At 43.7% G+C, this 12,787-nt stretch carries 10 protein-coding genes; 2 read left to right on the top strand and 8 right to left on the bottom strand.

Annotated elements, in window-relative coordinates; genetic code table 11:
- Window positions 1–46: 46 nt before the first annotated feature.
- Entirely contained in the window at window positions 47–1,330 is a 1,284-nt protein-coding gene (locus tag ViNHUV68_RS18495) for an insulinase family protein (RefSeq protein ID WP_391090581.1), read from the top strand.
- 31 nt (window positions 1,331–1,361) lie between these two features.
- On the opposite strand, the gene yejF is transcribed toward ViNHUV68_RS18495, so the two are convergent.
- The 6 genes from yejF to ViNHUV68_RS18465 all read right to left on the bottom strand — a co-directional run bounded on the left by yejF (window position 1,362) and on the right by ViNHUV68_RS18465 (window position 9,387).
- Window positions 1,362–2,957 (bottom strand): microcin C ABC transporter ATP-binding protein YejF, encoded by a 1,596-nt coding sequence (yejF, locus tag ViNHUV68_RS18490; protein ID WP_391090579.1) that lies wholly within the window; start codon window positions 2,955–2,957, stop codon window positions 1,362–1,364.
- Between the two features lie 2 nt (window positions 2,958–2,959).
- Window positions 2,960–4,000 carry an ABC transporter permease gene (locus ViNHUV68_RS18485; RefSeq protein ID WP_038176461.1) on the bottom strand — a complete coding sequence of 347 codons (1,041 nt, stop codon included), beginning with the start codon at window positions 3,998–4,000 and terminating at the stop codon, window positions 2,960–2,962.
- A complete protein-coding gene (locus tag ViNHUV68_RS18480; protein ID WP_038176460.1) occupies window positions 4,000–5,088 on the bottom strand; it encodes a microcin C ABC transporter permease YejB in 1,089 nt (362 codons plus the stop codon). The genes ViNHUV68_RS18485 and ViNHUV68_RS18480 overlap by 1 nt, the downstream gene beginning before the upstream one ends.
- A gap of 12 nt (window positions 5,089–5,100) precedes the next feature.
- Complete coding sequence (locus ViNHUV68_RS18475; RefSeq protein ID WP_391090577.1) at window positions 5,101–6,921, bottom strand: ABC transporter substrate-binding protein; 1,821 nt, start codon at window positions 6,919–6,921, stop codon at window positions 5,101–5,103.
- Window positions 6,922–7,147: 226 nt separating this feature from the next.
- Window positions 7,148–7,666 carry an NUDIX domain-containing protein gene (locus ViNHUV68_RS18470; RefSeq protein WP_391090575.1) on the bottom strand — a complete coding sequence of 173 codons (519 nt, stop codon included), beginning with the start codon at window positions 7,664–7,666 and terminating at the stop codon, window positions 7,148–7,150.
- A 77-nt stretch (window positions 7,667–7,743) separates the two neighbouring features.
- On the bottom strand, window positions 7,744–9,387 hold the full coding sequence (locus ViNHUV68_RS18465; protein WP_391090573.1) for a methyl-accepting chemotaxis protein: 1,644 nt from the start codon (window positions 9,385–9,387) through the stop codon (window positions 7,744–7,746).
- A gap of 337 nt (window positions 9,388–9,724) precedes the next feature.
- Between ViNHUV68_RS18465 and ViNHUV68_RS18460 the strand changes: the two genes are divergently transcribed.
- Entirely contained in the window at window positions 9,725–10,723 is a 999-nt protein-coding gene (locus ViNHUV68_RS18460) for a 2-hydroxyacid dehydrogenase (RefSeq protein WP_038176454.1), read from the top strand.
- Between the two features lie 163 nt (window positions 10,724–10,886).
- Here ViNHUV68_RS18460 and ViNHUV68_RS18455 read toward each other — a convergent pair whose 3' ends face one another.
- Together ViNHUV68_RS18455 and ViNHUV68_RS18450 are read right to left on the bottom strand one after the other, a co-directional pair.
- On the bottom strand, window positions 10,887–11,453 hold the full coding sequence (locus ViNHUV68_RS18455; protein WP_391090571.1) for an OmpA family protein: 567 nt from the start codon (window positions 11,451–11,453) through the stop codon (window positions 10,887–10,889).
- A 1-nt stretch (window position 11,454) separates the two neighbouring features.
- A complete protein-coding gene (locus tag ViNHUV68_RS18450) occupies window positions 11,455–12,786 on the bottom strand; it encodes a pilus assembly protein TadG (protein WP_391090569.1) in 1,332 nt (443 codons plus the stop codon).
- Window position 12,787 lies beyond the last annotated feature (1 nt).

Below are 12,787 nucleotides of genomic sequence, written 5' to 3'. Positions count from 1 at the left end.
TTATGAACATGGAAATAAACATCAATCTATGTTTACGGAGCAAAATGTGTCTAAATCGCTATTAACTGCTGTTGTTTCAGCGACCCTATTATTTACACCTGCAAGCTTTGCCTATGATAGGCCCGCGACCTGGTATGAAAATACCGACATCAGTATGCCATCAAACGCGACCATCGCGAGCCTTGATAATGGTCTACGATACGTAATTTTACCCACCAGCCGTTCATCTGACGAAGTTTCTATCCGTGTTCGTATCGGCTCTGGTGTGGATCAAGAGCCTCAGCTGCAGCCAGTTGCTCGTGCTTTGGCGATTAATACCGTCGCGGGTACTGACTGGCACGCAATCACTGATTCCGATCAAACAGTATTCAGTGTTGATTTTCCTCACGCAAATTTCTCTCAAATTGAACAAAGCGTGGCCGCGATAAAAAACGCTCTAGCGAACAAATCAATCACACTCAATAGCAAAGAATTGCTAGAACGTGCTCAATCAGTGCTGACAGACAACAGCCAAATTGCTGGCGATAAGCTAACAGCGCGAAAAGCAACGCGTGCATTTGATGTACAAAGTGCCGATAACCTAGATACCGATGCTTTGAATCGTTATCAAACTCGTTACTACCAGCCAAATAACATCAGCGTGGTAATTACTGGTGGCATTAAAAATCGCGAAATTATTCAGCTTATAACTAAACAGTTTGCAAGCTGGCAGCCTAACCACAATGTGAAGCCGATTAACTTAGCTGAAAAAGTAAATGCCTTTACACAAGCGCAAGAGATCATTGCCGATGACTCGCTCGCATTACTGACGATTAAGCCACTTGGCTCCGGCGCAGATAGTAAACAACAGCGTAAAGACATGCTTACGGCATTACTTGCTAATAAGTTGATTGAACAACGCATTGCCAAAGCACTCGAACAAGAGCAATCAACGGCAAGCGTAAACGTTGATAATGAACGTCTATTTAGCCAACAACTTGTCAGCCAAATTCGAGTGACTGGTCTTGCAGCAGGTGAAGCCGACAAAGCACAACAGCTCGTCAAAAACGAAATTCGTCGCGCTGTCGCCGCAGGCTTTACGCAAACAGAATATGAAATGGTCGTCAGTCAGGTGCGTGAACAACTGCAAGGGGAAACTCGTCTAAACAATAGCCATTACACTCGCGACCAAGCTGAGCGTATTGTCGCCGCCATTAATCAAGGTATGGTTTACACTGACCCATCGTACGATTTAGATCTGCTTAATTTCCATGTTGCCCACATGAATGAATTTGACATTAGTGACGTCTTTGAACAAATATGGGCCGAAGACAAAGTACGCCAGCTTTAAGCCAGAAAAGTCACTCAAATGAGTGACTTTTTTATTCCACTGTAGAGAGCTCAATTAATTGACGGGTATAGGGATGGGAAGGTGAATGGAATAGCGCTAAGGTATCCCCCTGATCAACCACCTCGCCTTGCTTCATAACAATTGTATAATGGCACAAAGATTTAACGACGTTCAGATCGTGGCTTATAAAGAGGTAAGTCAGCTGGTATTTTTGCTGTAAATGCTTGAGTAATTCCAACACCTGTACCTGTACTGTTCTATCGAGTGATGACGTTGGTTCATCGAGCAAAATAAACTCTGGCTTAAGGATTAATGCCCGAGCGATGGCAATACGTTGACGCTGACCTCCAGAAAATTCGTTGGGGTAACGATGACGCGTCTCTGGTTCAAGACCGACTTCTCGCATCACCGTGCAAATTTGGTGGTCTACTTCAGAGTCCGCAAGCGTTTGATGAACACGTAAACCTTCACCGATAACTTCGGCAACGGACATGCGAGGATTAAGCGCAGAGAAAGGATCTTGAAATACCACCTGCATTTTGCTGCGAAAAGGCAGCATCGCTTTCCTATCCAATCCTTGTAGTTCACTCGATTGATAAGTAATTGACCCTTCTGAATGAACCAATCGAAGAATCGCCATACCCGTCGTTGATTTTCCTGAGCCACTCTCACCAACCAAACCAATCGAATGACCCCGTTTTAAATCAAAGTTCATATTGGTCACGGCCTTGATGTGAGAGACAACACGTTTGAAGATTCCCCCAGTGATTGGAAACCAGACTCTGAGCTGAGACACATTGAGCAAGGTTGACTGCTGACACGTCACTTCAACGGGCAAGCCTTTAGGGTCAGAATCAATCAATTGCTGCGTATAAGGATGGCTGGGGGCAGTAAAGATCTGCTGACACTCGCCAGTTTCAAGCAACTGACCATGTTGCATTACGGCCACTCTATCGGCAATTCGTTTGACGATGCTTAAATCGTGGGTAATAAACAACATCGCCATGCCAAGCTCTTGTTGTAGCTGTTTGAGTAAATCAAGAATTTGCGCTTGAACCGACACATCAAGAGCGGTGGTTGGCTCGTCGGCAATTAATAATTCGGGTTCATTTATCAGCGCCATCGCTATCATCACCCGTTGCCTTTCTCCCCCTGATAACTCATGCGGATACGATGAGACTTTGTATTCTGGGTTCCGAATGCCCACTTTATTGAGCCATTCCACTGCATGTGTTTCGGCCGCTTTTTGGCGCATACCTCGGTGAATCGCTAGTGTTTCAACGAGTTGTTTACCAATTTTATGCAGCGGATTTAACGACACCATGGGTTCTTGAAAAATCATGCCTATTCTGCCGCCGCGAATGCCTCTGAGTTGGCGTTCAGAACATGACAAAATGTCCTGCCCATCAAACTCAATGCTTCCATTAAGATAATGCGCCGAGCCTTTAGGTAGCAATCTTAAAATCGAATTGGCGGTGACTGACTTGCCGGATCCACTTTCGCCAACTAGGGCCAAAGTTTCACCGCGATTGATCGTCAATGAAACGTTGTCTGTGACTTTTTCAATATTGGTTTTGCGACCAAAACCAACACTGAGATTATTAATGGTCAATATAGGCTGGTTCATGATTACCTTCCTTGATGATGAGGGTCAAATGCATCACGAACCGCTTCACCAATAAAAACCAGTAAAGTCAGCATAATTGATAACACAATGAAGGCTGAAAAACCCAACCAAGGTGCCTGTAAATTGGCTTTACCTTGGGCAAGTAACTCGCCTAAGGATGGCGAACCGGCGGGCAAACCAAAGCCTAAAAAATCAAGTGAAGTTAAGGTGGTGACCGAACCAGAAAGAATAAACGGCATCATAGTTAATGAGGCAACCATCGCATTGGGCAGCATATGTCTTAACATAATTCGATTGTCGGAGACCCCCATCGCTTGCGCCGCTCGAACATAGTCAAAGTTGCGACAGCGCAAAAACTCTGCTCGTACAATCCCGACCAAACTCATCCAACTAAAAGCCACCATGATCCCAAGTAACCACCAGAAATTTGGCTCAACAAAGCTAGATAAAATAATCAGTAGGAATAGCGTCGGCATCCCAGACCACACCTCGATAAAGCGTTGTCCAAACAGATCAAACCATCCACCATAATACCCTTGGGTCGCCCCAACAATCACACCTATCACACTTGAAACAAGAGTAAGAATAAAACCAAACAGCACCGAGATGCGAAAACCATAGATAACCCGAGCGAGTACGTCGCGTCCTTTGTCATCTGTACCAAGCCAATTGACACTGTCCGGCGCGGAAGGAACCGCCCCCTGAATATTGAAATTTATTGTATCGTAACTAAATGGAATTAGCGGCCAAACGATGGAACCTTTTTCTTCAATCAGTTCGACGACATAAGGGTCTGTGTAGTCTGCTTCTGTTTCGAACTCGCCGCCAAAACGTGTCTCGGTGTATTGAGTTACAATCGGGAAAAACCATTGGTTATCAAAGTGGATAAGTAGTGGTTTATCATTGGCAATCACTTCAGCGAATAGGCTGACAACAAACAGCAGTGAGAACATCCACAAAGACCAAAAACCGCGTTTATTGGCCTTAAACCTTAACCATCGGGCTTCATTCAGCGGGTTACGGGGTGTTTTTCTCAACAACATCAACGTGCCTCAAAATCTATTCTTGGGTCCACCCAGGTATAGGTAAGATCGGAAATGATACTCAAAATAAGCCCAAGTAACGTCATAATATAAAGCGAGCTAAATACCACAGGATAATCTCTTTGAATCGTTGACTCAAAACCAAGCAAGCCTATTCCCTCTAACGAAAACATCACCTCAATCAGCATTGAGCCAGTAAAAAAGATACTAATAAAGGCGGCAGGAAAGCCTGCAATAATAATTAGCATGGCGTTGCGAAAGACATGTTTGTACAAAATGTCACGCTCATCGAGCCCTTTCGCTCGCGCTGTTACCACATATTGTTTATTAATTTCATCCAAAAATGAGTTTTTCGTCAACATGCTTAATGTCGCAAACCCTCCAATCACCATCGCGAAAATAGGCAAGGCTAAATGCCAAAAGTAATCAATGATCTGTTGGTGCCACGCTAACTGGTCAAAGTTGCTCGACACTAAACCGCGCAGCGGAAACCAACTGAAATAATTGCCACTTGCAAACAAGATGATCAAAATGATTGCAAACAAAAAACCTGGGATCGCATAACCGACAATCACTACCGCACTTGACCAAATGTCAAAACGACTGCCGTGATGAATCGCTTTAAGAATGCCGAGTGGTATGGAGATCAAGTAAATGATTAACGTGCTCCACAAACCTAAAGAAATTGAGACTGGCAACCTGTCTATAATCAGATCAATAACATTGCCGCCTTTAAACAAGCTCTCGCCAAAGTTAAAAGTCGCGTAGTTCTTTAGCATGTCGAAATAGCGCTCATGCAAAGGCTTATCAAAGCCAAACTGGATCTTTATTGCCTCAACGACTTCAGGATCAAGTCCTCGAGAGCCTTTATATCCGCTTGCTTGAGTTTCATCGCTAACACTCAAATCGACTTCATTACCGCCACCAGCGAAGCGTTCCATAATTCCCGAGCTATGGCCTTCAAGTTGAGCGATTGCTTGCTCAACCGGTCCACCTGGTGCAATCTGAATGATAAAAAAGTTAATCGTGATGATCGCCCACAAGGTCGGGATCACCAATAACAAACGTCGAAATATATAGGCAGCCATTGAGGTTCCTTTCTAGCGGCGTTTTTCAGGCAGTAACTGGGCTTTTTGCTCAGAGATCCACCAAGTATCAGTGCCTAAATCGTACTTAGGTAATATCTCTGGACGTTCGAATTTATCCCACATAGCAACACGATACTGGCCTACGTACCATTGTGGAATAATATAAAAATTCCATTGCAACACGCGATCTAATGCACGACCGAGCGAGATAAGCGCTTGGGGATCTTGTTGGTGCTTTGATATTGCCATAGTCAAATGATCGACCACAGGATCGGTAACACCTGCGGTGTTATAGGTAGAGTCGAGGAAATTTGAATTCCAAACAATCATCAAATTTGGGCTTGGATACGCATTGGCAGAATAGGCTGACGACACCATATCAAAATCACGATCTCGTAAGCGCTTAATGTACTGAGTGGTGTCTACTGTACGGATCTTCATCTCAATTCCCATTCGGGCAAGGTTCTTTTGTAATGGAATGGCGATACGTTCCGTTGTTGGACTGTAGATGAGCAGCTCAAAAGAGAGGGGGTCTCCTGTCTTAGTGTTGGTCATCTGCTTGTTTTTCAGCTCCCAACCCGCTTGCTTAAGTAACTTAAACGCCACTCGCATTTGACTACGAATACGACCAGAGCCATCGGTTACCGGAGGTTGAAACTCTTCACTGAACAGACGTGGTGGAAGCTGTGCTTTGAAGGGTTCTAGTATGGCGAGTTCGTCACCTGAAGGGGTTCCTTTCGCTTCATACTCGGTATTTTGAAAGTAACTACGTGTCCGCGAGTACTGGCCATAGAACATATTGCTGTTCATCCATTCAAAATCCATTGCGTACGTTAACGCTTCGCGCACTTGAGGATTGCTGAATATATCTCGCTTAGTATTAAAGACAAACGCTTGGGTGCTTTCCGGCTTTTGATGTGGGATTTCTTGTTTGACGATATAGCCTTTATCGAAATTACTACCTGTGTATGAATTTGCCCAAAATTTAGCTGAGTTTTCAAGCCTAAAATCAAATTCCCCAGCTTTAAAGGCTTCAAGCATGACAGTGTCATCACGATAGTAGTCGTACTGTTTTTGCTTAAAATTGTTACGCCCAACGTTAACTGGCAAATTTGCAGCCCAGTAATCATCAGCCAAACTGTAAGTCACACTTTGACCTGGTTTATAATCTGTAACTTGGTATGCCGCACTGCCTATTGGTGGTGTAGATAAAGGCTCTGACAGGTTTTTATCTTGCCAAAAATGCTTGGGTAAAACGCGAGTACCTTGAGCAAAACTGAACATTTTCTCACGGTTTGGCTTCGCCATATCAATTCTGACCGTAAGATCGCTTTTAGCTGTTACAGATTTAATATCTTGATAGTAAACACGATATTGAGGCACACCCTCGGCCATAAATTTATCAAAGGTAAATGCTACATCATAAGCGGTGATAGGCTTGCCATCATGAAAGCGCGCTTTCGGGTTGATGTCGACTTCAAGCCATGTGTAATCATCCGAATAGCGAACTTTTTCTGCAATTAAGGGGTAATATGCGTCGACCTCATCACTCGGAGAGTACATCAAGGTGTCATAAAGCTCACCACTCGCGGCAGCAGGTACACCGCGCGATGCGAAGCGATTAAAATTATCGTAAGTACCTACCTGTCCATAAACAATTTTGCCATACTTTGGGGCGTCAGGATTAACATAGTCAAAGTGGGTAAAGTCTTCGCTATATTTAGCCACACCGAAACCAACCAGTATTTTGGTTTCGATCACTTGCGCATAAACCGTAAAGTTTGCGCTTGAGGCAATAAGCCCACCCAACAGGATGCGCGACAGTCTGTTCATATCCTAATCCTTCAGTCGTTAATCTTGTCCATGAGATCTTATACTACAAATTAATATTAATAATTCAATTAGTTGGATAAGTATAGAAGCGAATCTACCGATTAAGCCAGCAAGATCACAAATGACCCGCGAAAACCACTAACCAAGATAAGGCAAGTAAATAAAAACAACCGCAATAATATGCCTAGCCAATAAAAAGCCTGCACGTGATGGCAGGCGTTTACGCTTAAAGCAATTCCTTGGCGACTAAATGAAGCAGGAAGGTTTCTCGTTCGATGCTTAAGCCTTTTTTGGGGCTCTCTGCTATCGTCTTCTCATTATGCGCAATGGCAGCGTGGATATTCATCCATACCGCTTTCATACCATTTTTAATTTCGTAATCTTCGTAGTTAGTGGCACCCAACTGACGAGAGATTTTGCAGGTATAGCAATATGAAATCATATGTACCACATCCGCATCGTCTTTGTACCACGGCCGAAACTCTTCATAGAGACCAAATGGTTTAATCCCATGAATATTTTGCGCCCCAGTTTCCTCTTCTAATTCGCGCACCATCGCCGCAATGATATCTTCGCCTTGATCGATACCACCTCCTGGAATGGTGTAATCATGGTAACGCTCAGTATAAAGCAGCAGGATATCTTCCCCATCAACCACGATTGCTCGCGCCGCATCGCGCTTAAAAATGCTTTTATCGTCTAAATGGTCAATGTCTGGATGGACCGCTGTTTTTAGATGTCTCATATCAGTGGCTATGTTAGGAATTTGAGCGCGATTCTAACACTAGCCACCACATCGAATCCAATCGGTAATTGCCTAATCTAAGCCAACTTGAAGCGATTAATCATTCCCATCAGGTTCTCCGAAACTCTACGTAACTCTTTACCCGAACTCGCCATCTGCGCAGACTCTTGGGAAACCGATGTTGCCATATCACTAAGACTAACGACATTTCGATTAATATCATTCACCGTAACGGTTTGCTGCTCTGCCGCCGTCGCAATGTGTTGTGCCATCTCCTCGATAGTGTGAACCTCTTGATTGATAAGGTTAAGCGACGATCCTGCTTGTACTGACAGTTGTGATGCTTGGTTGGCCTTATCTGCCCCTTGATTCATTACGGCCACTACATTTTGCGCCCCTGCCTGCAGCTTCTCAACGATGTTTTGGATCTCTACTGTCGATTCTTGAGTTCGTTGTGACAAGGTTCGCACCTCGTCTGCAACCACAGCAAACCCACGCCCTTGCTCGCCAGCACGCGCCGCTTCAATCGCCGCGTTTAATGCCAGTAAATTGGTTTGCTCGGCAACACCACGTATCACCTCAAGCACAGTATCGACATTGTTCGCATCGGCAGCTAATTGCTGTACAACCGCAACGGCTGAGTTGATTTGTTGCGCGAGTGCGTTTGCTTCGGTGACATTTTTGTCGACAATTACGTGACTGTTTTGCGTCTCTTTAGCCGCTTGTCGGCTGGCATCATTAGACTCTGATGTCCGGCTTGCCACCTCCTCAACCGTAGCGAGCATTTGTGTCATCGCCGTTGCTAACATATCGACATCGTTTTGCTGTTGGTTCAAGCTATCATCGATATGATGAACAGAATCTGACAACTGTGCAGCAGAGGCAGAAACCTGGGTGCCAGAATCTGAGATATTAAGCATAATCGCTTGAATAGATGCGACGAACTGATTGAAGTAACGCGCTAAGTAAATCAGTTCTTTACTGCCTTCTTCAGCTAATCGTTGCGTTAAATCCCCCTCACCTTGAGACAAGGTTTGCATCGCTTTTAATGTACGCTTAAGCGGGGTGGTAATGGTTTTGATGAAATAAGCCACCACCAGCGATAGCACGAGAAGAATCCCTGCTGCATAAGTGATCGAAGCAATTTCTGAACGATACATGTCTGCTTCTAGCGCCTTCATGTTCATACCCGAACCCACCATCCAGTCCCAAGGCTGAAACAGTGCCGCATAGCTGGTTTTAGGATCCAGCGTTTGTTTACCGGGATTTTGCCAATAATAATCGACAAATCCACCGCCATTTCTCGCAACTTCGTAGAGCTGTTTAACAAAATAGCGCCCTTCACTGTCTTGCAGATTCATGATGTTTTCGCCAAGTAAAGACTGCACGCCCGTCGCAAGTTGAACCCCACTGCTGTCACCGATGAATATATAGTTATCACCATCAAATCTCATTGCGCTGATTGTTTCTAGCGCTCTGGTTTTAGCGACGGGCTCACTCAATTCACCATTAAGCATTTTCTGGTGATAATAACTAATAACACCGAGCGCACTTTCCACCATAGTCGCGACACCTTGTTCATAGTTTTCACGCATATGCTCACGAGACTTATCAATATTAAGCAAGGTATTGGCGAGTAAACCTATCGCAAATAACCCCAAAATAGACCATGCCCTCGCGGCAATAGAGACCTCTTTGATTCTTGTCAGTAAAATATCCATATTTATATTCCTAGCCATCTATTTCTTACTGGCCAAACTCACAGTGACAAGCAACTAATCACAATTCGCTCAGCAACGCCAATAGATAAAGTTAGCAGTAAAATGAACAATTTGAGTAGCAATTACATGAATTAACCACCACTTTGGTGGTAGTGATAAAAACATCAGCGTAACTCACTGATATTATCAACTCGGTTGCATTTCAAGTGACCTATTATTTTGTGGCTCTGCTGCATTATCAAAGCCCTTCTGGCCACATTAAAATCAGGGTTTATTTTCTGTTTAAATAGGTATTCAATAGAGCAGTTACTCTCCCAACAAATCTTTGAGAGGTTTTATGATAGATGTCGCTGTGTTTAGTTCAAAATCTTACGACCAAACGTCGTTTATAAAAGCAAATGAGGCGGTTGGCCTCAATCTTCATTTCCATGAATTTCCACTTACGGGTAAAACAGCAAAAATGGCTCACGGTTGCCAAGCGGTCTGCGCGTTTGTTAACGACGACCTAAATGCTGATGTACTACAACAACTGGCGAAACAAGGCGTTAAACTTATTGCAATGCGCTGTGCAGGTTTCGATCGCGTTGATCTGGATGCGGCCCAAAAACACCATATCCAAGTAGTTCGTGTACCCGCTTATTCTCCCGAATCCGTCGCAGAACACACCGTAGGTTTAATGATGAGCTTAAACCGACGCTTTCATAAGGCCTATCAACGTACTCGCGATGCAAACTTTAGCCTTGAAGGATTGGTTGGCTTCAACTTTTATGGCAAAACCGCAGGCGTAATCGGGACCGGAAAAATTGGCATTGCGACAATGAGAATACTCAAAGGGCTTGGCATGAACATTTTGTGTCATGACCCTTTTGAAAACCCGTTGGCCCTTGAACTTGGTGCAACCTATTGTACCAAAGAGCGCTTGTTCAACGAAAGTGATGTAATTACCCTTCACTGCCCAATGTCCGATGAAAACTATCACCTTCTGGATGAAGCGGCGTTTAACCAAATGCAAGATGGGGTAATGATCGTCAACACCAGCCGTGGTGGCTTACTCGACTCTGCAGCAGCTGTTGAGGCCCTTAAACGAGGACGCATTGGTGCACTTGGGCTGGATGTGTATGAGCATGAAAAGGAACTGTTCTTCCAAGACAAGTCCAACGATATTATTGTCGATGATGTCTTTCGCCGCTTGTCGGCATGTCATAACGTTTTGTTTACTGGGCACCAAGCGTTTTTGACTCATGAGGCATTGGGTAATATCGCCGACACAACGCTGGATAATATCTCTAGCTTTGCCAAAGGTGAAACGTCAGGAAACGAAATCATCAAGCTATAGTTTGACTGTTTCTATCGAGCAATAAAACGGCCCTAATCACGGGCCGTTATAGGATAAACACTTTATTGCTATTTTTTATGCTGACTTGCAGAATAAAACTCTTATACCCCACTCATCGCTATAGCCCATAAAATAAACAAGCATGCAAATACAAAGCAACACATTATGACTGAATAGTAATCACAACACGACGGTTACACCCTGTTGTCTTATTCTCTGACACTTTACAAATCGGGGCACTTTCACCGTAGGCATGTTCAACAATACGATTACCTTGCTTCAAATCGCTTTTCAAGTATTCAGCGACTTTCTTTGCTCTTCTTGCAGATAAGGCTTTATTATAATTTTCACTACCAATATTATCAGCATGCCCTTCAATATAAATTTGGGCTTTATTATCTACTAAACCCAAATACTGCTCTAATACTTGCTTATGATTATCTGAGAGCTGAAATCTATCAATTCCATAATTCAGAACTAGCGATTGCGTCGCTTTATCATAGATACATACTTCGTCGTCCGCTTGAACATGAACGACATCTCGTTCAGTCCCTAATAGTGTATTTTCAACTTTTTCTTCACGTTGAGTAAGCTGGCCCATTACTTGTGTCTTAACGATATGAGAAGAGACTAGAGTGGTCGAAGTCACGAATTCATCGACACTGCCTAGGCAATTCGCATAACCCAGTGGCGATAGTAATAGTGAAGTAATAATAACTGGGTATTTCATATCAATCCTTAAGTCTTCCTGTTTCTTCATTAATAAGATTTAAAATATATTTATATACATCATCGCCATCTTTAGCGTGATAAATATTTTTGCGGCCAAAACAGTCTCCAAATCCATCGGATTCATCAACGTGATAGTTAATACCAATCACCCCCATGGTTACTTTGGTTTTACCTGCAGCACTGCCTTTCCCCTGAAAACGGTTCCGTTTCGATGAAATGGTTTTACGTAGTTCTCTACACAACCCTTTATCAACTAGCTGTTGTAAGTACCCTTCTTTACTATCCTTACCATCTGACAGAACAATAAACACTTGCTCTGGGTTAATGTTGGTCGCTCTATTCGCTTCTTGCGCTGCGGCAATAATACCGTTCCAAGAGGCTGTCGTTCCTTGAGCACCTAATTCGCTGCTCATCAAACGTTGTTTGAAATCATCGTAGTCTTCGGTTAACGGAATATCATAAAATTTATAGTAGTCAGCAATGTAGTTTTGATTGTTGTCATACACTTTTTCAACTTCATCTCGACTCATACCGTGGTGATAGTCCATGGTTTGAAAGCGTATTTTGGGCTTATCAAACATCTTTTGTACAGTTTTACTCGGCGTGCTGCGCGTATAGTCATAGACTGTCTTTTTCGGCCAACGACCACTTCTATATTCCTTCTTCCCTTGCGCGTGCCTCATGACAACAACATCATCGGTTTGCTTAACATGATGGTAGTTATACCCCAGCAGTGCGACACGACTTTTCTCTTCGGTATGGAAGTTTTCAATGTCTTCCACTACACGCTGTATGGTTTGCTTAACCACATCTAGCCTTGATTTTCCTCCCTTCCAATTGGTCGTCATAGAGCCACTAAAGTCACCAATAAAATACACATCCACAGGTTGCGGTAGGTATTTACGGGTCACCGATTTACCCACGACTTCAAACTCCGGCTTCAACACCGTTCCATCATAGGAAATCCACGATTTATGTTTGGAAGTCGCGCCGACAACAAAGTCACTAAACGGAGCGAGTTCTCCACTCGCTTGCACACAACCATTTTTGTACTCGCACTTTTTGGTATACACCTCAACATCCACATCGTTAATATTATTAACAATGTAGCGATCAACTAACTGACGAGCATATTTAACATTTTCGTCTTCATCCTCTTTTGGACTCGCGATCAAGGCTAAACTTGCGACCTCTGCGGCTTCAAGCAAACGAGAATGAGCCAATAACTGTTGCGACATCTGCAGAGAAATGGCCATTATGATGACCATAAACGGCAATAGGCCAGCAAACAATAACCCCGCTACACCCCGATTTTTTCTGATAGATTTCACA

Source organism: Vibrio sp. NH-UV-68 (genome assembly GCF_042940635.1).
GTDB classification, from domain to species: domain Bacteria; phylum Pseudomonadota; class Gammaproteobacteria; order Enterobacterales; family Vibrionaceae; genus Vibrio; species Vibrio pacinii.
This window is presented reverse-complemented; position numbering and strand designations above follow the sequence as displayed.